The sequence below is a fragment of the Acuticoccus yangtzensis genome, assembly GCF_001927245.1.
GTDB classification, from domain to species: Bacteria; Pseudomonadota; Alphaproteobacteria; order Rhizobiales; family Amorphaceae; genus Acuticoccus; species Acuticoccus yangtzensis.
In genome coordinates this window covers 184,709-207,498 of sequence record NZ_MJUX01000002.1, presented here as the reverse complement: position 1 = coordinate 207,498, position 22,790 = coordinate 184,709, and the positions used below count along the sequence as shown (strand labels likewise).

The following is a 22,790-nucleotide window of genomic DNA, read 5'->3' as shown; positions in this document are numbered from 1 at the left end:
AAAAATGGCATTCCACCGCCTTGATCCGAGAGCATATGCGGTTCATTGTGCGCAACGGGCGTGCCATTTTCTCGCTCTTCACTAACAGGAGACGGCTCCTTGGGGCAGATCCTCTTTAAAAACTTCGGCATGCTCGACCCGGAGCAGGATGAAATCCTTCCCGGTCACGAGATTTTGGTCGAAGACAACCTGATCCGCGAGGTGTCCGCCACGCCGATCACCGCGCCCACCGCGGCGGTGATCGACTGCGACGGCGGCACCCTCATGCCCGGCCTGATCGACTGCCACGTCCACGTGGTGCTGAACGAGGTCTTCATCTCCAAGCTGGAGACGCAGCCGCTGACGCTGATGAGCGCCCACGCCATGGCGGCGATGAAGGGCATGCTCGACCGCGGCTTCACCTCCGTGCGCGACACCGGCGGGGCGGACTGGGGGCTGAAGGCCGCCGTCGACCAGGGCTACTGCGTCGGACCGCGCCTCTTCATCGCCGGCCGTGCGCTCGGCCCCACAGGCGGCCATTCGGACATGCGCCGAAGGACCGACCCCGGCGGCCTCTGCCCCTGCTGCAACGCGCTGTCCTGGTGCATGGGCGTCGCCGACGGCAAGGCGGAGGTGAGGAAAGCCGTGCGCGAGGAGATGCGCCAGGGCTGCGACCACGTGAAGATTATGATGTCGGGCGGTGTCGCATCCCCGTTCGACCCGCTGGACTCGCTGCAATTCTCGCTCGGCGAGGTGGCGGCGGCCGTGGAAGAGGCCACCAACTTCGGCCGCTATGTCTGCGCCCACGCCTATTCGCCGCACGCGATCACCCGCGCCGCGAACGCCGGCGTCAGGACGATCGAGCACGGCAACCTGATCGACGATGCGTCCGCCACCCTGATGGCCGAGAAGGACATGTTCCTCGTCGCCAACCTCGTCGCCTACTACGCGATGAAGGAGCGTGCGGCCGACTACGGCATGTCCGCCGACATGCTGGAGAAGAACGACGTCGTCATCGAAGGCGGGTTGAAGTCGCTGGAGATCTGCAAGCGCGCCGGGGTGCCGGTCGCCTACGGGTCGGACCTCCTCGGCCAGCTTCAGGTCGACCAGAGCCGCGAATTCGAGCTCAGGTCCAACGTCGTCCCCGCGCTCGACATCGTGCGCTCGGCCACCACCATCGCCGCCAAGGTGCTGCGCCAGGAGGGCAAGCTCGGCTGCCTGAAGCCCGGCGCCTTCGCCGACCTCCTGGTGATCGACGGCAACCCCCTGAAAGACCTCTCCCTGTTCGCAGGGCAAGGCCAGCACATGAAGGTCATCATGAAAGACGGTGCCTTCCACAAGAGGACGTTGAATTGACCATGTTCCTCTTCAAGAACCTCAAGCTCCTCGACCCTGCGTTCGACGAGCCGCGGGAGGGCTACGAAGTCCTCGTCGAAGGCGAGAAGATCCGCGAAGTCTCCGACACGCCGATCAAAGCCTCCGGCGCCACCGTGGTCGACTGCGGCGGCCGCACGCTGATGCCGGGCCTGATCGACTGCCACGTCCACTGCATGCACGACGAAGTCTACATGCGGCGGATGGAGGAGGTGCCGCTCACCTTGGCCGCCGCCCGCGGCGCCAAGCGCATCAAGTCGATGATCGACCGCGGCTTCACCACCGTGCGTGACACCGGCGGCACCGACTGGGGCATGAAGACGGCGATCGAGAAGGGGCTGATCCCCGGCCCGCGCCTCTTCATCGCCGGCCGTTCCATCGGCCCCACCGGCGGCCATTCGGACGGGCGCGGCCGCACCAATCCGGGCTTCGCCTGCCCGTGCTGCAACACCGCGGCCTACCTCAGGATCGTCTGCGACGGTGAGGACGAGGTCCGCAAGGTGGTGCGTGAGCAGATGCGCCAGGGCTGCGACCAGGTGAAGATCATGGCGTCCGGCGGCGTCGCGTCCCCGAACGATCCGCTGGATTCGCTGCAATTCTCGATCGAGGAGATCGAGGCGGCGGTGGAGGAGGCGGAGGCGTTCGGCCGCTATGTCTGCGCCCACGCCTATTCGCCCGAAGCCATCACCCGCGCGGTCGGCCACGGTGTGCGCACCATCGAGCACGGCAACCTGATCGACGAGGCCGCCGCCAAGTTGATGGCCGAGAAGGGCGCCTATCTCGTCGCCAACCTCGTCGCCTACGTCGCCATGAAGGAGCGCGCGGCAAGCTTCGGCATGCCCGAAAGCATGTTGGAAAAGAACGACATGGTGCTCGAGGGCGGCTACAAGTCGCTGGAGATCTGCGAGGCGGCCGGCGTGAAGGTGGCCTACGGGTCCGACCTTCTGGGCGCGCTGCTCGAGGATCAGAGCCGCGAATTCTCCATCCGCGCCGAGGTGCAGAAGCCTATCACCGTCATCCGCGCGGCGACCACCATCGCGGCGGAAGTCGTGCGCCGTCCGGGCCGCCTCGGCACCGTGGCCGCCGACGCCTGGGCCGACCTCATCCTGGTCGACGGCGACCCGACGAAGGACATCACCCTTCTGGAAGGACAAGGCAAGAACATGCCCGTCATCATGAAGGGCGGCGCCTTCTACAAGAACGCGCTCGACAGCGCGCTGGAGGCGGCGGCTTGACGGGCGCCGCCGTCACGCACACCGGCAAGGCGGCCCGTCCCGGGTTCCGCCTGCGCCCCGGCCGCTGGGCCCTCAAGGCCGCGGCTCTGGTCGCCTTCATCTACATCCTCACGCCGCTCATCTTCATCACCTGGCTGTCCTTCTACAGCCAGGAGATCCCCTCCTACCCGCCGCAGGGCTACACCCTGCGCTGGTACGGCCAGGCGATCGGCAATCAACGCTTCATCGACGCCTTCGTGATCTCCGCCCAGGTCGGCATCCTCGCGACGCTCATCGGCCTCGTCATCGCGCTGCCCGCCTCGCTCGGCCTCGCACGGCTGCGCTTCTTCGGCCGCGGCGCGGTGAACAACCTCCTTCTGATGCCGCTCATCGTCCCCGGCATCGTGCTCGGCTTCGCCATCTACGTGATGCTGGTGGAGGTCGCGATCCGCTTCGAGTGGAACATGCTGAACTCGTTCGGCGGCCTCGTCTTCGGCCACGTTCTTCTCGTCGTGCCGTGGATGGTGCGGCTCATCATGGCGAGCCTCGCCGGGTTCGACAGAACGCTTGAGGAGGCGGCCATGAATCTGGGCGCCAATCGCCTCACCACATTCCGGCGGGTGACGATGCCCGGCATCCTTCCCGGCATCGTCGCCGGCTCGATGTTCGGCTTCGTCGCCTCCTTCGGCAACCTGGAGCTTTCACTCTTCCTGGTCGGCCCCGGCCGCACCACGCTGCCGATCGCCATCCTCCAATATCTGCAGTGGAAGATCGACCCGACCATCGCGGCCATCTCCGTCCTGCAGATCATCATCATCGCGGTCGCCATGCTGATCACCGACCGTTTCGTCAAACTCTCAAGGGTGGTTTGATGGCACGCCTCGAACTCGACCGGCTGTCCAAACGCTACGGCGACTTCCACGCGGCGCGCGACGTGTCGCTCGACGTGGCCGAGGGTGAATTCCTCGTCCTTCTCGGGCCCTCCGGCTGCGGCAAGACGACGACGCTGCGCATGATCGCAGGCTTCGTCGAGCCTACCGCGGGCACGGTGAAGATCGGCGGGCGCGACGTCACCACGCTGCCGCCGTGGAAGCGCAACACCGGCCTCGTCTTCCAGAATTACGCGCTCTTCCCGCACCTCACCGTGGGCCAGAACGTCGCCTTCGGGCTGGAGATGCGCAAGGTCGCCAAGGCCGAGGCGGACGCGAAGGTGCTCGACGCGCTCAAGCTGGTGCAGCTCGACCACCTGATCGACCGCCTGCCGCGTCAGCTCTCCGGCGGTCAGCAGCAGCGCGTGGCGCTCGCCCGCGCGCTCGCCTTCCGGCCCGATGTGCTGCTGCTGGACGAGCCGCTCTCAAACCTCGACGCCAAGCTGCGCCACGACGTGCGCGTCGAGATCCGCTCGCTGCAGCAGCGCCTCGGCATCACCACCGTGATGGTGACGCACGACCAGGAGGAGGCGCTCACCATGGCCGACCGGCTCGTCGTCATGCGCGACGGTGCGGTGCGCCAGATCGGCAGTCAGAAGGACCTCTACGAGCGCCCGGCCGACCACTTCGTCGCCGACTTCGTGGGCCGCTCCTCCTTCCTCTCCGGCACCATGGCGGGGGATGCCGAGATGAAGACGGCCGGCGGCCTCACGGTGCGCTGCGCCAAGTCGCTGAGCGGGCCGGCCGTGATGGCGCTGCGGCCGGAGCGCGTCTATGTCGGCCGCGAGCCGATCAGCGGGCAGGACAACACCTTCCCCGGCGAGGTGGAATTCGTCTCCTATCTCGGCAGCCTCATCGACATCCACGTGCGCCTCTCACCGCAGGACCGGGTGATTGCGCAGGTGCCGAACCACGACAGCGCGGCGCTTCCGGCCGTGGGCGACACCGTCCACGTCGGCTGGGCCGCAACCCCGGCGGTGTTCCCCGCCGACAGCGACATGCGTGCCTGAGTTCCAATCCGTCCGACGTCCGGCCGCCACGCCGGACGACCCAAACCTTGAGGAGTGAGCCATGACGAAATTCAACACCACGATCGGCCGCCGCGGCGTGCTGAAGGGGATCGGGGCGACGGCGGGTCTGTCGGCGCTCGGGATGCCGTCGATCGTGCGTGCCCAGTCGGCCGGGACGGCCGTCGTCGGCACCTGGGGCGGCGACTATGCGCGCCTTCTGAACAAGAACATCGAGCAGCCCTTCCTCATCGACAAGGGGTGGGAGGTCATCCAGGACCAGGCCGGCGACCCGGAGCGCCGCGCCAAGATGATGGCCGAGCGGCGCCTGCCCACAGGCTCCACCGACCTGCAGGGCCTCAACGGTCCCAACATGTACCAGGTCTACGAGCTCGGCCTGACGCAGCCGATCGATTACTCGAAGATCCCGCTGGCCGAGAACCTCATCCCGTCGATGAAGTACGAGTACGGCATCGGCCAAATCTATTCCGGTAAGGTCCCCGTCTATAACCCCAACGTGGTGCCGGATGCCGAGGCGCCGATGTCCTACAAGGACGTCTTCGATCCCAAGTGGGGCGACAAGCTCGGCATCATCGACATTCAGTACCAATACACCATCGTCGCCGCCTCCCTGGCCGCCACCGGCACCGTGACCGACTTCGAGGCCGGCAAGGAACTTCTGATGGCCGTGCGCAAGGCTGGCGCGCGCATCTATCCGACCAACGAGGCCTTCGCGCAGGGTCTGGCGTCGGAAGAGATCGGCACCGGCATCATGTGGAAGGCCCGCGTGGTGCAGTGGCAGAACGCCGACATCCCGGTGAAGGCCACCTGGCCGTCCGAGGGTGGTATCTCCTACGTGTCCGGCTTCGTGGTGCCGAAGAACGCGCCGCACCCCGATGGCGCCTGGGCCTACCTCAACGCGATGCTGGAGCCGGCCGCCCAGGAGGCCTTCGCCGAGGACATGGGCTACAATCCCACCGTCACCAATGCCGACATCCCGGCAGACCTCAACGCCCGCATCGGCTTCAGCACCGAGGAAATCGCCCAGCTGAACACGATGGACTTCGGCGCGATGCTGGAAAACGACGTCGACCTGAAGACCTGGTGGGACCGGGAGTTCAAGGCTTGATCCTGGCCATCCGCCAGCCGAGGGGGGCCGCCTGATGGCGGCCGTCACCGCCGAAGGACCGCGGGGAGGGCGGCTCGTCCTCTCCGCCACCTCGCTGATCGGCCCGGCGACGGTCGTCGTCGCGCTCGGCGTGATCGGCCCGCTCCTCATCCTCTTCCGCTACAGCCTCAACGACTTCGATCCCAGAATGCTGATGATCGACGCGTTGACGCCGAAGAACTATATCGAGTTCTTCACCGACCCCTATTTCCTCGCCGTCTTCTTCGTCACCGTGCGCGTGGCGCTGATGACCACGGTGATCTGCCTCATCCTCGGCTTCCCGCTCGCCTACGTGCTGGCGCGCACGCAGACACGGTTCAAGAACCTCCTCCTCATCGCCGTCGTGGTGCCGCTCTTCGTCGGGAATGCGGTGCGCGCGGCGGGGTGGATGACGCTGTTCGGCAGCCGCGGCTTCCTGTCGATGACCCTGATGGACCTCGGCATCACCACCGAGCCGACCGAGATCATGTTCACCGAGACGGCGGTGATCATCGGCATCATCGCCGTGAACCTGCCCTACATGGTGCTGACCTTGCAGTCGGTGCTGGAGGGGATCAACCGCAACTTGGAGGAGGCCGCCTTCAGCCTGGGCGCCGCCCCGCTGACGATGGTGCGCCGGGTCCTGTGGCCGATGGCGCTGCCCGGCATCGCCGCCGGGGGGATCTTGACCTTCATCCTGGCGATGAACGCCTATGCGACCCCCGTGCTGCTCGGCGGCCCCGAATTCCGCATGATGGCGCCGGTGATCTACTCGCAGTTCCAGCTCAACAACTGGCCGTCCGCCGCCGCCGTGGCGTTCGTGCTGATGGGAACGACGCTGCTCCTGACCATCGCCGCCAGCGTGGCGACCCGGCAGCGCTTCCGCGACTGAGGCGGGGCGGGGCTGAGGTTCGGCGCGACTGATATGAGGCCGGAGCGCCGCGGGTGCTCCGGCTTCACCACGAAACAGGGCGGGTCGCCTGTTGCGCAGACCCAGCCATCGCCGGCGGCACGCCCTGACCCGGCCGGCCCCGCGGCGCAAGGGCCGCTTCGCTTGAACCCTTGCACCACGGAACCGCCCGGGTCCTGTCGGCCTTGCGATGGCTGGCTCCGCGAAACAGGCTCGGGAGCCGCCGTGCCGTTCGCCGGAGGGCGAGGCCGGGGCGGGCCTGTGGGGCCATTCCGCCGGGGCGCCTGTCGAAGCCTCGATTGTGCGCCGGTTGAGGTCGCGCGGGGCCTGAGCGTCGCCGACACGCGCTCACTCGGAGATTTGGCGCGCCGGTGTCAGGCGGCCGGGGCGGTGGCGAGGCAGGAGTCGAAGAGGGCCGCCAGCGCCTCGGGGTCCAGCGTCTCGTGACGGCCGATGGCGACGAGGACGCTTTCCGCAGGCGCCGGATGCTCCTCGAACGCCATCTCGCGCCGCTTGCCGACGAGGTGGAAGACGAGGCGCCGCGCATCGCCGTCTGTGCGCACGACACCCTTCGCGCGCAGCAACGTGGTCGGCAAGGCGTTGAGCGCACGCCGGAATTTCAGCATGTCGACCGGCGCGTCCGTGCGCCACTGGAAGGTGGCGAACTCGTCGCCATGGTCGTGATGGTGGTGGTCGCCATGGTCGTGATCGTGGTCCCCGTGATGGGCGCAGCCGCAGTCCGGGCCGTGCGGCCCCTCGTGCGCCGGCGCCTCGCGCGGGCCGAACAGTACCGCCGGCGGAACGTCCGCCTGCACCGCGTGCAGGATGCGGAGGCGCGGCAGCGCGCCCCGCAACGTCTCCTCGATCGTGGCGGTGGTCTGCGGCGTCACCAGATCGACCTTGTTCAGGACGACGAGGTCGGAGCCCGCCACCTGCTCCAGCGCCAGCTCGGTGGACGCGAAGTCGAGGTCGGCGAACCCGTCCGCATCCACCAGGCAGAAGATGCCGTCGAGCGCCACCTTCGGCTCGAGGCGCGGATCCTCCAGCGCGTCGGCGATCGACAGCGGACGGGAGACCCCGCTTGCCTCGATGATCAGCCGGTCGGGCGCATCGTCGGTGGCCAGAAGCTCGGCGATCGCGTCGACGAGGTCGTCCTTGATGGAGCAGCAGACGCAGCCGTTCTCCAGCGACACCCGGTCCGCGGTCCGCTCCACCACCAGCTCGGAATCGATGTTGAGCGCTCCGAAATCGTTGATCAGCACTGCATAACGCACGCCGCCCGCGTCCGACAGGATGCGCCGGAGCAGCGTCGTCTTCCCCGCGCCCAAAAAGCCGGTCAGGATGGTGACGGGAATGCGCCCGTCGGCGCGGAAGTGGTCGGCCATAAGGTCCGGGTCCTCTGCTCGGCCCGCGCGGCCCCTTGAGGCGGCGCGGCGCAACGATCGCCCGTCCACCGGGCGCATCACCGATGAGTACAGGGCCGGGCTGCCTCTCCGCAACGCCCCGTCGGCGCGAAGGCGCCGCCGTAACGAAGCAGGCGCGAAGGCGCTGCCGTAACGAAGCAGGCGCGAAGGCGCCGTCGTAACGAAGCAGGCGCGAAGGCGCCGCCACGAGGTCGCGACGCGCGAACGCGCCGCCGCTCAAAGGCAGCGGCGCGCGCGTCAGGTCGGCCGGATCGCTCAGCCGAGAACGGCGGTGACGGCTTTGGCCATCTTGCCGGCGATCATCGCCGCCTCGTCCTCGGTCAGGCACAGCGGCGGGGCGAAGCCGATGATGTCGGCCTCCGGCATCGCGCGGGCGATCACCCCGTCCGCCAAGAGCGCGGCGGACACCTGCGGACCGATCTTGCGCGCCGGATCGTAGAAGCGCCGCGCATCGCGGTCCTCGACGAACTCCACCGCGCAGAGCAGTCCCTCGCCGCGGATGTCGCCGACGTGCGGGTGATTGCCGAGCTGGTCCACCAGCGCCTGCTTGAACGTGGCGCCCACCTTGCCGGCATTCTGGACGAGGTTCATCTCGTCGATCAGCTTCAGGTTGGCGACACCGGCCGCGGCGCAGATCGGGTGCGCCGAGTAGGTCCAGCCGTGGCCGATCGGCCCGAACTGGTCGGTGCCCTCTTCCAGAACCTTCCACACCTTGTCCGACACGATGGAGCCCGAAAGCGGCGCATAGGCCGAGGTGAGACCCTTGGCGATGGTGATGATGTCCGGCTTGATGCCGAAGTGGTCGGACCCGAACATGGTGCCGAGACGGCCGAAGCCCGTCACCACCTCGTCGGCGATGAGGAGGATGTCGTACTTCGCCAGAACCGCCTGGATGGCGGCCCAATAGCCCGCCGGCGGCGGCACCAGGCCGCCGGTGCCGAGCGCCGGCTCGCCGATGAAGGCGCCGATGGTATCCGCGCCCTCGCGCTCGATCAGCGCTTCCAGCTCGGCCGCGCAGTGGGCGACGAACTCGGCTTCGCTCATCGCGAGGTCCTGGCGGCGGTAGTAGTAGGGGGCCTCCGTGTGGATCACCTCGGCGAGCGGCAGGCCGAACTTGTTGTGGAACGTCTTCAGCCCGGTCAGCGAGCCGGTGATGAGGCCCGACCCGTGATAGCCCCGCCAGCGCGAGATGATCTTGCGCTTTTGCGGCATCCCGCGAACGTTGTTGTAGTACCAGACGAGCTTGACGTTGGTCTCGTTCGCGTCCGAGCCGGACAGGCCGAAATAGACCTTCGACATGTGCTTGGGCGCCCGCTCCAGGATCATGTGAGCGAGGGTGATCGAGGCTTCCGTGCCGTGACCGACATAGGCGTGATAGTAGGCGAGCTTGCCCGCCTGCTCGGCGATGGCGTCGCTGATTTCCTTGCGGCCGTAGCCGACGTTCACGCAGTAGAGCCCGGCGAAGGCGTCGACCAGGCGGGTGCCGTCGCGGTCCTCGACATAGATGCCCTCACCGCCGGTCATGATCCGGCTCATCGTCTCGCCGCGGGCGTGCTGGGCGAGGTGGGTCGAGGGGTGGAAGAACGACTCGCGGTCCCAGGCGGCGAGTTGGTCGTTGGTCAGCATGTGAGGTTCCCTTTCTCGCGGTGCCGGTTCAGGCCCAGTCGCGGCAGACGTATTTGATATCGGTGAAGGCTTCGAGGCCGCTGCGTGCGCCCTCCCGGCCGAGGCCGGACTGTTTCATGCCGCCGAAAGGGATGGGCGCACCCGTCACCTTCGTGCGGTTGACCGCGACCATGCCGAACGAGAGCGCGCGGCTGACGCGGTAGATCCGGCGCGGGTCCTGGGTGTGCACGTAGGCGACCAGGCCGAACTCGGTGTTGTTGGCGACGGCGACCGCCTCCGCCTCGGTGTCGAACGGGGCGATCGCGGCGACCGGGCCGAACGTCTCCTCGTGGAAGATCGCGGCCTGGAGCGGCACGTCCGCCAAAACCGTCGCCTCGTAGAAGAGCGGGCCGAGGTGCGAGACCTTGCCGCCGGTGGTGAGGCGGGCGCCGCGCTTCACGGCATCGGCCACGTGGGCCTCCTGCTTGGCGACGGCCTTGGCGTTCATCAGGGGGCCGAGGTCGCAATCGTCGACGCCGGGGCCCAGCGTCAGCGCGCGGGTGGCGGCGGTGAACTTCTCCACGAAGGCATCGTAAACCGGGCGCGCGACCAGGAAGCGGTTGGCGCCGAGGCAGTCCTGCCCGCTGGTCGCGAACTTCGCCTTGATCGCCTCTTCGACGGCAAGGTCGAGGTCGGCGTCGGCGAAGACGATGAACGGGGCGTGCCCGCCGAGCTCCAGCACCAGGCGTTTGATGGTGTCGGCGGAGCGGCGATAGAGCAGTCGGCCGATCTCCGTCGATCCGGTGAAGGAGAGGGCGCGAACGCGGGTGTCGGTGAGCCAGGGCTCCACCACCTCGGGCGCCTCGCCGGTGACGACGTTGACGACGCCGGCCGGGAAGCCCGCGCGGTCGGCCAGCTCCGCCAGCGCCAGAGCCGACAGCGGCGTTTCGGCGGACGGGTGAATGACGACGGTGCAGCCCGCGGCGAGCGCTGCGGCGGCCTTGCGAGTGATCATCGCCGACGGGAAGTTCCACGGCGTGACGAGGGCGGCGACGCCAACCGGCTCGCGCCACAGCTCGACCTCGGCGTCCGGCAGGTGGGAGGTGACGCCTTCGATGTTCGGGCGTTTGGCCTCCTCGGCGTAGAATTCCACGAAGGCGGCGCCATACGCGATCTCGCCGCGCGCCTCGGACAGCGGTTTGCCCTGCTCGGCGGTCATGATGCGGGCGAGGTCTTCGGCGTTGTCCTCGATCAGCTCGAACCAGCGGCGCAGGACGGCGGCGCGCTCCTGCGGCAGCTTGGCGGACCAGGCCGGGAAGGCGGCGGCGGCGGCGTCCACCGCGGCGGCGCTGTTGGCGGCCGTCAGGCGCGCCACGGCGGCGACGTCGGACCCCGTTGCGGGGTCGGTGACGGCGAAGACCTGTGCGGACGCGCCGCCCGTCCAGCGCCCGCCGACATAGGCGAAGGAGCGCATCAGCCGGCGGTCGGCGAGCGAAAGGGAAGGGGCCTCGCTTTTGAGGGCGGCGGCGGTCGTCATCATGATCGCCTCGTTCGTGGTGTGAGGTGTGCGTCGTTGCGAGACGGAATCTAGGCGCTGCCGCGGCGAAGCTTCTTCGGCTTTGCGCCGGATGCGCCAACGATCCTTCTGTCTTGAGCGGGGCTTGCCATCGGATCGTTGGTGGGGGCGGTGCGGGCCCGGCGCGGCGTCCTCTTCGGCGTCTTCGGCGGAGCCCTCAGCGGCCGGCCAGCAGCGCGTCCAGCGGCGGCGCCCCCGCCTTCACCTCTTTGGTGACGATGTAAGTGAAGTAGCGCTTCAGCCCGATGTGCGACTCAAGAAGGGAGTCGATCAGCCGCTGATAGCTGTCGATGGAGGGGGTGATGACGGTCATCACATAGTCGAACCCGCCGCCGAGCGCCCAGCAGCCGGTGATCTCGTCGTGCTGGGCCACGGCGCGCTCGAAGGTCTGGAAGCTCGCCGCGCGGTGGTGCTCCAATTCGACCATCACGAAGATGGTCACACTTGGCGCGATTTTTGCGAGCGCTATGTCGGCTCTGTAGCGGCGGATGATGCCGGCCGCTTCCATCCGGTTGAGCCGCTCCCAGCAGGGCGCGGGCGACAGGTTCACCCGGCGCGCGAGCTCCGCCTTGGCGATCCGCCCCTCGGTGGAGAGGATCGACAGGATCTTGATGTCGCGATCGTCGAGCGCGAGGGCGGACGGGGCGTTCTGCAGCATGGGCTAGCGTTGAACCGCGCGGTGATGCTTGTCAAATGGATCATAACGATCCAAGAGATAATCATGCCAATCTGGCCGCCTGCAAAGGGGACGCTGAAGCGTCCGGCCTATCGCTCGCTCGCCCTGTGCGTTGCCGATGCGGTGGCGGCCGGCGAGTTGAAGCCCGGAACGCGTCTGCCGCCGCACCGCACCCTTGCCTTCGACCTCGGCCTCAGCGTGCAGACGGTGAGCCGCGCTTACGAGGAGCTGGCGCGGCTCGGCATCGTCTCCGGCGAGGTGGGGCGCGGCAGCTTCGTGCGCGCCGTCAGCGCCGATCCGCGCACCCCCTGGCACCGGATCGACGGGGCCGACCGTGTCGTCGACCTCTCGATGCTGACCCCGGCCCTCAGCAAGACGCACGCGCGCCGCTTTTCCTCGAGCCTCGCCGAAGTCGCCGGCAGCCTGCCGGATGCGGCCATCACCTCGTTCCGCCCCATGGCGACGCTGGCGGGGCATGTGGACGCCGCCGCGCGCTGGCTCGCCGCCTGCGGGGTCGAGGCGGGTCGCGAGCGCATCGTTGCCACCAACGGCAGCACCGGCGCGCTGACGATCGGCCTTCTGACGGCGGCCGCACCCGGCGACATGATCGCCGCCGAGGCGGTCAGCCATCACACGCTGAAGGCCTTGACCGCCGCGCTGGGGATGCGCCTGACGGGGCTCGCGATGGACGGCGAGGGCATGGTGCCGGACGCCCTCGACAGGGCCTGCCGAACGGGGCCGGTGAAGGCGATTTTCCTGATGCCCGAGGGGCTTGGGCCCCTCGCCGCGCGGATGGGAGAGGCCCGGCGGCGCGAGATCATCGCCGTCTGCCGCCGTCACGACGTGTCGATCGTGGAAAACGACAGTTGGGGGCCGCTGCAGCCGGACCGGCCGCCGCCTCTGGCCGCGCTGGCGCCCGAGCGAACCTTCTATGCCACCGGCCTCACCAAGTGCGGCGTGCCGGGCCTGCGTATCGGCTGGTTGGTGTCGCCGGAGCGGCAGGCGACCGCCGCCCGCACCCGCCACCTCGTCCTCAACTGGATGGCGACGGCGGTGATGGCGGAGGTGGCGACGCGCTGGCTGAAGGACGGGACGGCCAGCGAACTCGTCCGCTGGCAGCGCGCGGCGATGACGGCGCGTAACCGCGTCGCGGCCCGCTTTCTCGGCGCCGACCGCATCCGCGCGACGACCAGCGGGCTGCATGTGTGGCTGCCGCTTCCGCCGGCCTGGCGCGAAGAGGATTTCGTCTCGCTCGCCCGGCACCGCGACGTGGCGGTGGCCGGCGGTTCGGCCTTCACCATTGCCGGCGACGCCCATGTCAGCGGCGTGCGGCTCTGCCTTGGGGCGCCGGGCGAGAAGGACCTGGAGCGCGGTCTCAAGATCCTGGCGCGGCTGGTCGAAGGTGCGCCGGAGCACGCCCATCTAGCGTACTAAAATTCAACGCCCTAGACATTGTCATGGTTCAATAAACGATTTGACATGAATTGTGTCATGTTAAACGCTGGCTGCAATTCGGTGTGACGCAATTGTCACATCGCCGCGTCGGCCCGCCCCCAGCGGCGCCGCGCGTTCCGCACGATTATGCGACCCGCGACGAACGATCACAGAGGGATGACGACGATGACCAAGCTGCTTGGCCGCTTTGGACGCGGCGCCAGCGCGCTCGCGATTGCCCTGGCCGCCACCTCGCTCACGGCAGCCTCCGCCCAGGCAGACACCTGGCGCTATGCCTTCGAGGAGGCGCTCGAAGAGGTGCAGGGCAAATTCGCCCAGAAATTCAAGGAAGAGATCGAAGCCAACACCGACCATTCGGTCCAGCTCTTCCCGTTCGGCACGCTCGGCGAGTCGGACGACATCATGGAGCAGACCCAGTCGGGCATCCTGCAATTCGTCGACCAGTCGCCCGGCTTCACCGGCGCGTTGATCCCCGAGGCGCAGGTCTTCTTCGTGCCCTACCTGCTGCCGCAGGACGAGGACACGCTGCAGGAATTCTTCCGGACCTCCGTCGCCATCAACGAGATGTTCCCCGAGCTCTACGCCGAGCAGGGGCTGGAACTCCTGACGATGTTCCCGGAAGGCGAGGTCTGCATGACCACGCAGGAGCCGGTGCGTTCGCCCGCCGACCTCGACGAGGTGAAGTTCCGGGTGATGACCAACCCGCTGCTGGTCGAAAGCTACCAGGCCTTCGGCGCGACGCCGACGCCGCTCCCCTGGGGCGAGGTCTATGGCGCGTTGCAGACCGGCATCATTCAGGGCCAGGAGAACCCCGGCTTCTTCCTGGAATCGACGAAGATGTACGAGGTGACGGACGTCATCACCTGCATCGGCCACAACAACTTCACCACCGCGGTGATGGCCAATAAGGATTTCTATGACGGCCTGTCCGAAGAGGACCGGACCGCCGTGGACAACGCGATCACCGCCGCGTTCGACTACATCCTCGACTACCAGTCGGGTCTGCAGGAAGAGTCGCTGGCCAAGATCAAAGAGGCCAAGCCGGAGATGGAGATCAACATCCTCTCCGAAGAAGAGCGTGCGCCTTTCATGGAAACAGCGTCCGCCGTCGAAGAGGCCTTCATCGAGATGACCGGCGACAGCGGCAAGGCCATCCTCGACCAGATGAAGACGGACCTTCAGAACGCCGAGGGCGAGTAAGACCTTGGGCGGCGCAACATTGCGCCGCCCTTTTCGTATCATGTTTCAAGCCAGAGTTTATGCGATGCCGTTGGAGCGATGCCGATGACGCAGACGCCGACCACCACGGACACCGGGCCCGCCCCCAAGGCGCCGGATCTTTCCGCCGACGTCTCGGCGCTGCCCGGCCCGCTCGGCCTCGTCGACCTCGCCATCGCCAAGGTGGAATCCGTCTTCCTGGCGCTCGGCGTGCTCCTCATGGCGCTCAACACCGTCGCCAACGTCGTCAGCCGCTACATCCTCGGTGACAGCATCTACTTCTCCGAGGAACTGAACCAGATCCTCATCATCCTCATCACCTTCGCCGGGATCTCCTATGCGGCACGGCACGGCCGGCACATCCGCATGTCGGCGATCTACGATCAGCTTCCGCCGCCCGCGCGCAAATGGCTGATGGTGGTGATCGCCCTCGTCACCGCGGCCTTCATGTTCGGCCTCTGCTACTTCGCCTTCACCTACCTGCAAGCGCAGATGAGCCGCGGCCGCGTGCTGCCGGCGCTGCAGATCCCCGTGTGGTGGACCATCGTCTGGCTGCCGCTCGGCTTCTTCATGACCGGCGTTCAATATCTGCTGACGGCGATCAAGAACATCATCGAGCCCGACATCTACCTGTCGACCTCCACGCTGGAAGGCTACGGCAGCGACGAGATCGAGGTCTGACCCATGGCGTTGACCATCTTTTCCGTCATGATCGTGCTGCTCCTCATCGGCTTCCCGATGATGATCCCGCTGATCGCGGGCAGCACGCTCGGCTTCGTTCTCATCTTCGGCGGCGTCGGCCAGCTCGAAACGATGGTGCAGCAGATGCTCGCCGGCATCCGTCCCGCCTCGCTGATCGCGGTGCCGATGTTCATCTTCGCCGCCGACATCATGACCCGCGGCCGCTCCGCCAACCGGCTGATCGACATGGTGATGGCGTTCGTCGGCCACATCCGCGGCGGCCTCGCCGTCTCCACCGCGGCGGCGTGCACCATGTTCGGCGCGGTGTCCGGCTCCACCCAGGCGACGGTTGTCGCGGTCGGCTCGCCGCTGCGCCCGCGCATGCTGAAGGCGGGCTACAAGGATTCGTTTGTCCTCGCCCTCATCGTCAACGCGTCCGACATCGCGTTCCTGATCCCGCCGTCCATCGGCATGATCATCTACGGCGTCGTCTCCAACACATCGATCGCGGAGCTGTTCATCGCCGGCATCGGGCCGGGGCTCCTCATCCTGGTGCTGTTCTCCACCTATTCCATCATCTACGCCAAGATGAACGACGTGCCGACCGAGCGCCCGGCCACATGGGGCGAGCGCGCCAAGGCGGTGCAGCAGGCACTGTGGCCGCTCGGTTTCCCGGTCATCATCATCGGCGGCATCTATGGCGGCGTCTTCTCGCCGACCGAGGCGGCGGCGGCGTGCGTGCTCTACGCGCTGATCCTGGAGGTCGTCGTCTTCCGCTCCATCTCGCCCGCCGAGGTGTGGGACACGGCCAAATCCACCGGCCTCATCACCGCCGTCGTCTTCATCCTGGTCGGCGCCGGGGCGGCCTTCTCCTACGTCATCTCCTTCGCGCAGATCCCGCAATCGGTGCTCGCCGGCATCGGCATCGACGAGATGAGCGCCATCGGCGTCCTCTTCACCATCTCCGTCGCCTTCTTCATCGGCTGCATGTTCGTGGACCCGATCGTCGTCATCCTGATCCTGGTGCCGATCTTCGCGCCGGTGGTGCAGTCGGTCGGGCTGGACCCCGTGCTCGTGGGGACGATCATCACGCTGCAGGTGGCGATCGGCTCGGCCACACCGCCCTTCGGGTGCGATATCTTCACCGCCATCGCCGTCTTCAAGCGGCCCTACATGGAGGTGATCCGCGGCACGCCGCCGTTCATCTTCATTCTGCTGTCGGTGTCCGTGGCGCTGATCTTCTTCCCGCAGATCGCCCTTTTCCTGCGTGACATCGCGTTCGGCAAATGACCGGCCCGGACCCCCATAACGGATAAGAAGCGAATGGAGGCCCCCCTTGTTCAAACGCATCCTGGTGCCGTGTGACGGTTCCAATCACGCCAGCCAGGCGCTGGCCAAAGGGGTCGAGTTGCAACGGCTGACGGGGGCGGAGATCATGCTCCTCACCGTCTACCGTCACTACAGCCACCTCGAGCACGCCTTCTCCATGGTCCGCCCCGATACGCCGGCCAAAATGGACGACGCCATGCGCTCCTATGCCGAGGAGGTCGCACGGGCCACCAAGGCGAGCGCGATCGCGATGGGGGCCTCGACGCCGCGCAGCTTCGTGAGGAACGGGCCCGTGGCGCGCAGCATCGTCGGCTTCGCGGACGAACACGGGTGCGATCTCATCGTCATCGGAAAACGCGGCCTCGGGTCGATCGAGGGCTATCTCCTCGGCAGCGTCTCGCACAAGGTCACCGGCCTCGCCACGTGTCCCGTGCTGCTCGTTTAAGGTGCCACCATGACGACCATGCTCCGCCCCGCCGTGCCGCTCTCGCCGGTCGAGGTCGTCCTGGACACCGCACCGGTGACACGCATCGGCATGGTGGCGCTCGCCACCGACCTCACGTCCGAGCGGGACGCGGCGCGGATCCTGCCGCCGACGGTGGCGCTGCACACCACGCGCGTGCCGTTCGACAATCCGACGACGCCCGCAACGCTGCGCCGGCTTGAAGGCGCGCTCGGCGGCGCGGCGGACCTTCTGGTGCCGGGCCTGCCGCTCGGCGCCATCATCTTCAGCTGCACCGCCGCGTCGGTCACCATCGGCGACGATGCGGTGGCCGCCGCCATCGGCGCCGCGCGGCCGGGGGTGCCGGTGGTCACCCCTCCCGATGCAGCGGTGGACGCCTTCGCCGCGCTGGGCGTGACGCGCATTGCCATCCTGACCCCTTACGTGCCGGAGACGACGGCCCCGATGCTCGCCTATTTCGAGGGGCGCGGATTGCAGATCGCCGCCTCCGCCTGCCTGGGGCTGGAGGACGACCGCGACATGGGCCGCGTCAGCGACGAGACGATCGTCGCCGCCGCCGAGGCGGTGGACGTTCCGGACGCGGACGCCGTGTTCCTCTCCTGCACCGCGCTTCCCGCGGTCGGAGTGATCGACCGGATCGAGGCCGCGATCGGCAAACCCGTCGTCACCTCCAACCAGGCGAGCCTGTGGCGCGCGCTCGCCCACGCCGGCGTCACCGCTCCGGGACCGGGCCGCCTCTTCGCGCAAGGGGCGCCGTCATGAGCGCCGCGCCACCGGTGACGCTCGACGCCATCCTCGCCGCCTCCCGCCGCATCGCCGGGACCATCAGGTCGACGCCGGTCGAGGCCTCGCCCAGCCTGTCGGAGCGGGCGGGGGTGCCGGTGCATCTGAAGCTGGAGCATCACCAGCGGTCCGGCTCGTTCAAGCTGCGCGGGGCGGCCAACGCCATCCTGAAATTGTCGGCGGAGGATAAGGCGCGCGGCGTCGTCGCGGTCTCCACCGGCAACCATGGGCGCGGCGTCGCCCGTGCGGCGCGCGAAAACGGCGTGCGCGCGGTGGTGTGCATGTCGAGCCTGGTGCCGGCCAACAAGGTGGAGGCGATCCGCGCCGAGGGTGCCGAGGTGGTCATCCACGGCCGCAGCCAGGACGAGGCACAGGTGGAGGCCGACCGTCTCGCCGCCGAGGGGCTGGTGATGATCCCGCCCTTCGACCACGCCGACATCATCGCCGGGCAGGGGACGCTGGGCCTCGAAATCGTCGAAGCGCTGCCCGAGGTCGCGACGGTTCTGGTTCAGCTTTCCGGCGGCGGGCTCATCGCCGGGGTGGCGCTTGCGGTGAAGGCGGTGCGGCCCGGCTGCCGCGTCGTCGGCATCTCCATGGAGCGCGGCGCCGCAATGCATGCGAGCCTTGCCGCAGGGCGACCGGTGGAGGTGGAGGAGCTGCCGACCTTGGCCGACAGTCTCGGCGGCGGCATCGGCCTGAAGAACCGCTACACCTTCGCCATGGTGCGCGACCTGGTGGACGAGGTGGTGCTGCTGACCGAGGACGAGATCGCCGCCGGCATCCGCCACGCCTACTTCGCCGAACGACAGATCGTCGAAGGGTCGGGCGCGGTGGGCATCGCGGCGCTCCTGGCGGGCAAGGTCCGGCCGCGCGGCCCCACCGTGGCGGTCCTCTCCGGCGGCAACATCGACATGGCCGTCCACCACCGCATCACCTGCGGCGAGACGGTGGACGTCGCCGCAGAGGCCGCCGCCGCGCCCGCCGCGAAGGCACGGGGCGCGGCCTGATGGGCGATGTGCGCATCCTGGACCAGGCGGCGCTGCGGGACCTCGTCCCGCTGGACCTTGCCGCGGTCGATTGCGTGGACAGCGCCTTCGCCAAGCTGGCGACGGGCGGCGTGGTCATGCCGCCCGTCCTCTCCATGCCGATCGCCCCCCACAACGGCGAGATCGACGTGAAGACCGCCTACGTGCCCGGCCTTTCCACCTTCGCGGTGAAGATGTCGCCCGGCTTCTTCGACAATCCCGCCAAGGGCCTTCCCTCCACATCCGGCCTCATGGTCGTGTTCTCCGCCGAAACGGGCGAGCTGCGCGCGCTCCTCCTCGACAACGGCTACCTGACGGACGTGCGCACCGCCGCCGCCGGTGCCGTGGCCGCCCGCCACCTCGCCCGGCCGGATGCGGCGACCGCGGCGATCCTCGGCACCGGCATGCAGGCCTTCATGCAGCTTCAGGCGCTGACCCTCGTGCGGCCGATCACCCGCGCCTTCATCTGGGGCCGCTCGGCCGACAAGGCGGCGGGGCTGGCCCGGCGCATTACCGAAGCCGGGTTGTGCGAGGCCGTCGCCGCCGCCGACGCGCGGGGCGCCGTGGCTGCCGCCGACATCGTCGTCACCACCACGCCCGCGACGGCGCCGGTGCTGATGGCGGATTGGCTGGCGCCCGGACAGCACGTCACCGCCATGGGGTCCGACCAGCACACCAAGTGCGAGGTGGAACCCGCCGCCCTCGTGCGGGCGCGCTACGTCCCGGACCGCCTGTCGCAGACGCGCCTGATGGGCGAATTGCGCAGCGCCGTCGCCGCCGGGCTGATCGCCGCCGACGCGCCTTTCGACGAGCTCGGCGCCATCTGTGCGGGCGCGGCGCCCGGCCGCGTCTCGCCGGACGAGATCACCCTCGCCGACCTCACCGGCACCGGCGTACAGGATACCGCCATCGCCACGCTCGCCCTCGAACGGGCGGCGGCGCACACGATGGGCGTTCCGCTCCATGTCTGACAGCGCGGACCGCCCTTTCTCTCCCACCCCCGCGTCCTCCGGGACCCCATCGAAGTTTCCGCCATGTCATTCCTGACCGACAAGCCAGACATCGACTCCACCGCCCCCAACACCGGCGTCAGCGACGGGGCGCTGAAGGACCCGAGCAACATCATCCCCCGCCTGCAGTTCGGCGAGGACGAGTACGAGGCGCGCATCGCCAAGGTGAGAGCGGCGATGGAGAAGGCGGGGCTCGACGCCATCATCGTCTCCGACCCGTCCAACATGGCCTGGCTGACCGGCTATGACGGGTGGTCCTTCTACGTCCACCAGTGCGTGTTCCTGGGGCTGACCGGAGCGCCGGTCTGGTTCGGGCGCGAGCAGGACGCGCAGGGCGCCTACCGCACCGTCTTCATGGGGGCGGACAACGTCATCGGCTACGCGGACCATTACGTTCAGTCCGAGGTGCGGCACCCGATGGAGGTGCTCGCCGCCGACATCGCCGCGCGCGGGCTGGGCAACGGCGCCATCGGCGTGGAGATGGACAATTATTGGTTCTCCGCCAAAGCCTACGTGACCTTGCAGAAGGGTCTCCCCAACGCCGCGATCAAGGACGCCACGGGCCTCGTCAACTGGCAGCGCGCCGTGAAGAGCCGGCAGGAGCTCATCTACATGCGCACCGCGGCGAAGTTCGTGGAGCGGATGCACAAGCGCATTGCCGAGGTGGTGGAGCCGGGGATGAGGAAATGCGACCTCGTCGCCGAGATCTACGATGCCTCGCTGCGGTTCGACAGCACCATCGGCGCGGGCGGCGGCTATCCCGCCATCGTGCCGCTTCTGCCGTCCGGCACCGACGCGGCGGCGCCGCACCTCACCTGGGACGATCGGCCGATGCTGGCGGGCGAGGCGACCTTCTTCGAGATCGCCGGGGTGTTCAACCGCTACCATTGCCCGCTGTCGCGCACCGTCTCGCTGGGGCCGCCGAGCGACGAGCTGAAGCGCACCGAGGAGGCGGTGCTGGAGGGCATGGAGAAGGGCCTCGCCGCCGCCAAGGCCGGCAACCTGTGCGAGGACGTCGCCAACGCCTTCTTCGGCGTGCTGCGCAAGTACGGCATCGAGAAGAACAACCGCACCGGCTATCCGATCGGCATCTCCTACCCGCCGGACTGGGGCGAGCGCACGATGAGCCTGCGCCCCGGAGACAAGACGGTGCTGGAAGAGAACATGACCTTCCACTTCATGACCGGCATCTGGGCGGGCGACTACGGGCTCGAGATCACCGAGAGCATCGTCATCGGGCCGGATGGGCCGGAGTGCCTCGCCGACGTGCCGCGGGCGCTGGTGGTCAAATGAGCCTGCCGCCGAGTCCCATCGTCCCCACCATCCCGCTGGATGCGGACGGCAAGCACCACGGCCACCTGCGCCTGCCCTACAGCCGCAACGATTCCGCGTGGGGGTCGATCATGATCCCCATCACCGTGGTGAAGAACGGCGACGGCCCCACCGCGCTCCTGACCGGCGGCAACCACGGCGACGAGTACGAGGGGCCGATCGCCCTGCAGGCGCTGGCGCACGAGCTCGCGCCGGAGGAGATCACCGGGCGGGTGATCATCGCTCCGTTCATGAACCACCCGGCGGTGATGGCCGGAACGCGCGTCTCCCCGCTCGACGGGGTGAACCTCAACCGCGCCTTTCCGGGCAAGCCGGACGGGTCGGTCACGCAGAAGATCGCCGACTACTTCATCCGCACCTTGGTGCCGATGGCCGACATCGTGCTCGACTTCCATTCCGGCGGCAAAACGCTCGACTTCGTGCCCTTCGCCGCCGCCCATGTGTTGGACGATCCGGAGCATCAGGCGCGCTGCGTCGCCGCCATGGAGGCCTTCAACGCGCCCTACGCGATGACGCTGCGCGAGATCGACGCGGTGGGCATGTTCGACACCGCCGTCGAGGACCTCGGCAAGACCTTCATCTCGACCGAGATCTACGGCGGCGGCACCGCCTCGGCCCGCTCCGCGCGCATCGCCCGCAAGGGGGCGCGCAACGTGTTGAAGCACGCCGGCATCCTGGCGGGCGCGCTGGAAACCGGGCCGTCCACCGCGATCGACACAACGGCGGCGGGCTGCTTCCACTTCGCCGAGACGACGGGGATGATGGAGCCGCTGGTCGACCTCGGCGAGATGGTGGAGGAGGGGGCGCCTCTCCTCAACATCTGGCCCACCACGCTGACCGGCAAGGCGCCGCTCACGGTGCCCGCCAACCGCTCCGGCCTCCTCGCCGGGCGCCATTTTCCGGGCCTTGTGCAGATGGGCGACTGCCTCGCGGTGATCGCCTCCATCGTGGCGGACTGAGCGGGCGGGCCGCGCCGGTCTGGACCTCGTGCAATGAAAAGGTTGCGGCTGCGGTGGGCGGGAGACTGCCCGTCGGTCGCGGCGGCTTAACAGCGGCGATCGGGTGCGCCATATCGGCGGAGGGACCGTGATCCCTTTGTCTTGCGTCGCGGCGGGCCGGCGGGCCCGTCCCCGTTCACGAGGATGAGCCCTTGACCCAGCTTCGCCCGCTTCTTCCCGCGCTGATCGCCGCCGCCTTTTCCGCAGCCCTCGCCGCCGCCACGGCGACGGCCGCCTCGGCGCAGGTGCAGTCCGCGCCGCCGCGCCCGGCCGTGCTCGACCAGATGGGCTTCGCCGCCGAGGGCGAGCGGATGGACGATGACGACATGGAAGCCTGGGGGCGGCTGAAGGACGGAACGCGCGTCGAGGTGACCTACGACCAGGGCGGCCTCGAAGACATCGAGGTCCGCGGCGGCATGCACGCGACCCTGCCGCTGACCCTGATCGACCTCTTCGTCGAGGATGCCACCGGCCGCTATCCCGAGCTGTCCCACTTCACCCGGTTGACCGAAGTCGGCATTGACGATGATGGCGGCCTGGAGATCGAGGGCTACGCCGTCGACGGCCACGAGCTGGAGGCTGAGTTCGACCGCACGGGCACCCTGCGCCGCTTCAACCGCGACTGACCCCCGTCTTTCACCGCACCAGTCCCGAG

At 68.3% G+C, this 22,790-nt stretch carries 21 protein-coding genes; 17 read left to right on the top strand and 4 right to left on the bottom strand.

Annotation, left to right across the window (positions count from 1 at the left end; translation table 11 throughout):
* Nucleotides 1-99: 99 nt before the first annotated feature.
* The 6 genes from BIX52_RS07140 (at nucleotide 100) to BIX52_RS07115 (ending at nucleotide 6,542) form a co-directional block, all read left to right on the top strand.
* Nucleotides 100-1,335 carry a metal-dependent hydrolase family protein gene (locus BIX52_RS07140; RefSeq protein WP_108676454.1) on the top strand — a complete coding sequence of 412 codons (1,236 nt, stop codon included), beginning with the start codon at nucleotides 100-102 and terminating at the stop codon, nucleotides 1,333-1,335.
* Nucleotides 1,336-1,337: 2 nt separating this feature from the next.
* Nucleotides 1,338-2,588: a metal-dependent hydrolase family protein gene (locus tag BIX52_RS07135; RefSeq protein WP_075220357.1), complete on the top strand. Its 1,251-nt coding sequence runs from the start codon at nucleotides 1,338-1,340 to the stop codon at nucleotides 2,586-2,588.
* Nucleotides 2,585-3,439: an ABC transporter permease gene (locus tag BIX52_RS07130; protein ID WP_075220356.1), complete on the top strand. Its 855-nt coding sequence runs from the start codon at nucleotides 2,585-2,587 to the stop codon at nucleotides 3,437-3,439. The genes BIX52_RS07135 and BIX52_RS07130 overlap by 4 nt, the downstream gene beginning before the upstream one ends.
* Complete coding sequence (locus BIX52_RS07125) at nucleotides 3,439-4,506, top strand: ABC transporter ATP-binding protein (protein WP_075220355.1); 1,068 nt, start codon at nucleotides 3,439-3,441, stop codon at nucleotides 4,504-4,506. Before BIX52_RS07130 ends, BIX52_RS07125 begins: the two co-directional genes overlap by 1 nt.
* A gap of 61 nt (nucleotides 4,507-4,567) precedes the next feature.
* Nucleotides 4,568-5,632, top strand: a complete 1,065-nt coding sequence (locus BIX52_RS07120) for an ABC transporter substrate-binding protein (protein ID WP_075220354.1) — start codon at nucleotides 4,568-4,570, stop codon at nucleotides 5,630-5,632.
* 34 nt (nucleotides 5,633-5,666) lie between these two features.
* On the top strand, nucleotides 5,667-6,542 hold the full coding sequence (locus BIX52_RS07115; RefSeq protein ID WP_075220353.1) for an ABC transporter permease: 876 nt from the start codon (nucleotides 5,667-5,669) through the stop codon (nucleotides 6,540-6,542).
* 392 nt (nucleotides 6,543-6,934) lie between these two features.
* Here BIX52_RS07115 and BIX52_RS07110 read toward each other — a convergent pair whose 3' ends face one another.
* From BIX52_RS07110 to BIX52_RS07095, 4 genes are all read right to left on the bottom strand, one after another.
* A complete protein-coding gene (locus BIX52_RS07110; protein ID WP_075220352.1) occupies nucleotides 6,935-7,945 on the bottom strand; it encodes a CobW family GTP-binding protein in 1,011 nt (336 codons plus the stop codon).
* Nucleotides 7,946-8,239: 294 nt separating this feature from the next.
* On the bottom strand, nucleotides 8,240-9,610 hold the full coding sequence (locus BIX52_RS07105; RefSeq protein ID WP_075220351.1) for an aspartate aminotransferase family protein: 1,371 nt from the start codon (nucleotides 9,608-9,610) through the stop codon (nucleotides 8,240-8,242).
* Nucleotides 9,611-9,638: 28 nt separating this feature from the next.
* Nucleotides 9,639-11,126 (bottom strand): NAD-dependent succinate-semialdehyde dehydrogenase, encoded by a 1,488-nt coding sequence (locus BIX52_RS07100; protein WP_075220751.1) that lies wholly within the window; start codon nucleotides 11,124-11,126, stop codon nucleotides 9,639-9,641.
* Between the two features lie 196 nt (nucleotides 11,127-11,322).
* Entirely contained in the window at nucleotides 11,323-11,823 is a 501-nt protein-coding gene (locus tag BIX52_RS07095; protein WP_075220350.1) for an Lrp/AsnC family transcriptional regulator, read from the bottom strand.
* A 63-nt stretch (nucleotides 11,824-11,886) separates the two neighbouring features.
* On the opposite strand from BIX52_RS07095, the gene ehuR reads away from it, so the two are divergent.
* The 11 genes from ehuR to BIX52_RS07040 all read left to right on the top strand — a co-directional run bounded on the left by ehuR (nucleotide 11,887) and on the right by BIX52_RS07040 (nucleotide 22,761).
* Nucleotides 11,887-13,275 carry a MocR-like ectoine utilization transcription factor EhuR gene (ehuR, locus tag BIX52_RS07090; protein WP_075220750.1) on the top strand — a complete coding sequence of 463 codons (1,389 nt, stop codon included), beginning with the start codon at nucleotides 11,887-11,889 and terminating at the stop codon, nucleotides 13,273-13,275.
* A gap of 186 nt (nucleotides 13,276-13,461) precedes the next feature.
* The gene (locus BIX52_RS07085) at nucleotides 13,462-14,496 is read left to right on the top strand and encodes a TRAP transporter substrate-binding protein (RefSeq protein ID WP_075220749.1); all 1,035 of its coding nucleotides are present in this window, start codon (nucleotides 13,462-13,464) and stop codon (nucleotides 14,494-14,496) included.
* 84 nt (nucleotides 14,497-14,580) lie between these two features.
* Complete coding sequence (locus BIX52_RS07080) at nucleotides 14,581-15,195, top strand: TRAP transporter small permease (RefSeq protein WP_211098156.1); 615 nt, start codon at nucleotides 14,581-14,583, stop codon at nucleotides 15,193-15,195.
* A 3-nt stretch (nucleotides 15,196-15,198) separates the two neighbouring features.
* Complete coding sequence (locus tag BIX52_RS07075) at nucleotides 15,199-16,485, top strand: TRAP transporter large permease (protein ID WP_075220349.1); 1,287 nt, start codon at nucleotides 15,199-15,201, stop codon at nucleotides 16,483-16,485.
* A gap of 46 nt (nucleotides 16,486-16,531) precedes the next feature.
* Nucleotides 16,532-16,969 (top strand): universal stress protein, encoded by a 438-nt coding sequence (locus tag BIX52_RS07070; protein WP_075220348.1) that lies wholly within the window; start codon nucleotides 16,532-16,534, stop codon nucleotides 16,967-16,969.
* A 9-nt stretch (nucleotides 16,970-16,978) separates the two neighbouring features.
* Nucleotides 16,979-17,749 (top strand): aspartate racemase/maleate isomerase family protein, encoded by a 771-nt coding sequence (locus tag BIX52_RS07065; protein WP_211098155.1) that lies wholly within the window; start codon nucleotides 16,979-16,981, stop codon nucleotides 17,747-17,749.
* Complete coding sequence (gene eutB / locus BIX52_RS07060; RefSeq protein WP_075220346.1) at nucleotides 17,746-18,777, top strand: hydroxyectoine utilization dehydratase EutB; 1,032 nt, start codon at nucleotides 17,746-17,748, stop codon at nucleotides 18,775-18,777. Before BIX52_RS07065 ends, eutB begins: the two co-directional genes overlap by 4 nt.
* Nucleotides 18,777-19,766 carry an ectoine utilization protein EutC gene (gene eutC, locus BIX52_RS07055; RefSeq protein ID WP_075220345.1) on the top strand — a complete coding sequence of 330 codons (990 nt, stop codon included), beginning with the start codon at nucleotides 18,777-18,779 and terminating at the stop codon, nucleotides 19,764-19,766. Before eutB ends, eutC begins: the two co-directional genes overlap by 1 nt.
* A 150-nt stretch (nucleotides 19,767-19,916) precedes the next feature.
* A complete protein-coding gene (gene doeA / locus BIX52_RS07050; protein ID WP_075220747.1) occupies nucleotides 19,917-21,098 on the top strand; it encodes an ectoine hydrolase DoeA in 1,182 nt (393 codons plus the stop codon).
* On the top strand, nucleotides 21,095-22,096 hold the full coding sequence (doeB, locus tag BIX52_RS07045; protein WP_075220344.1) for a N(2)-acetyl-L-2,4-diaminobutanoate deacetylase DoeB: 1,002 nt from the start codon (nucleotides 21,095-21,097) through the stop codon (nucleotides 22,094-22,096). Before doeA ends, doeB begins: the two co-directional genes overlap by 4 nt.
* A 191-nt stretch (nucleotides 22,097-22,287) precedes the next feature.
* The gene (locus BIX52_RS07040; RefSeq protein WP_075220343.1) at nucleotides 22,288-22,761 is read left to right on the top strand and encodes a PepSY domain-containing protein; all 474 of its coding nucleotides are present in this window, start codon (nucleotides 22,288-22,290) and stop codon (nucleotides 22,759-22,761) included.
* Nucleotides 22,762-22,790 lie beyond the last annotated feature (29 nt).

Excerpts from the sequence above, each read along its gene's own strand:
- BIX52_RS07100 (WP_075220751.1), bottom strand. The coding sequence starts at position 11,126 with ATGACGACCGCCGCCGCCCTCAAAAGCGAGGCCCCTTCCCTTTCGCTC.
- BIX52_RS07125 (WP_075220355.1), top strand. The coding sequence starts at position 3,439 with ATGGCACGCCTCGAACTCGACCGGCTGTCCAAACGCTACGGCGACTTC.
- ehuR (WP_075220750.1), top strand. The coding sequence starts at position 11,887 with ATGCCAATCTGGCCGCCTGCAAAGGGGACGCTGAAGCGTCCGGCCTAT.
- eutC (WP_075220345.1), top strand. The coding sequence starts at position 18,777 with ATGGGCGATGTGCGCATCCTGGACCAGGCGGCGCTGCGGGACCTCGTC.
- doeB (WP_075220344.1), top strand. The coding sequence starts at position 21,095 with ATGAGCCTGCCGCCGAGTCCCATCGTCCCCACCATCCCGCTGGATGCG.
- eutB (WP_075220346.1), top strand. The coding sequence starts at position 17,746 with ATGAGCGCCGCGCCACCGGTGACGCTCGACGCCATCCTCGCCGCCTCC.
- BIX52_RS07115 (WP_075220353.1), top strand. The coding sequence starts at position 5,667 with ATGGCGGCCGTCACCGCCGAAGGACCGCGGGGAGGGCGGCTCGTCCTC.
- BIX52_RS07075 (WP_075220349.1), top strand. The coding sequence starts at position 15,199 with ATGGCGTTGACCATCTTTTCCGTCATGATCGTGCTGCTCCTCATCGGC.
- BIX52_RS07080 (WP_211098156.1), top strand. The coding sequence starts at position 14,581 with ATGACGCAGACGCCGACCACCACGGACACCGGGCCCGCCCCCAAGGCG.
- BIX52_RS07105 (WP_075220351.1), bottom strand. The coding sequence starts at position 9,610 with ATGCTGACCAACGACCAACTCGCCGCCTGGGACCGCGAGTCGTTCTTC.
- BIX52_RS07110 (WP_075220352.1), bottom strand. The coding sequence starts at position 7,945 with ATGGCCGACCACTTCCGCGCCGACGGGCGCATTCCCGTCACCATCCTG.
- BIX52_RS07135 (WP_075220357.1), top strand. The coding sequence starts at position 1,338 with ATGTTCCTCTTCAAGAACCTCAAGCTCCTCGACCCTGCGTTCGACGAG.
- BIX52_RS07065 (WP_211098155.1), top strand. The coding sequence starts at position 16,979 with ATGACGACCATGCTCCGCCCCGCCGTGCCGCTCTCGCCGGTCGAGGTC.
- BIX52_RS07095 (WP_075220350.1), bottom strand. The coding sequence starts at position 11,823 with ATGCTGCAGAACGCCCCGTCCGCCCTCGCGCTCGACGATCGCGACATC.
- BIX52_RS07120 (WP_075220354.1), top strand. The coding sequence starts at position 4,568 with ATGACGAAATTCAACACCACGATCGGCCGCCGCGGCGTGCTGAAGGGG.
- BIX52_RS07085 (WP_075220749.1), top strand. The coding sequence starts at position 13,462 with ATGACCAAGCTGCTTGGCCGCTTTGGACGCGGCGCCAGCGCGCTCGCG.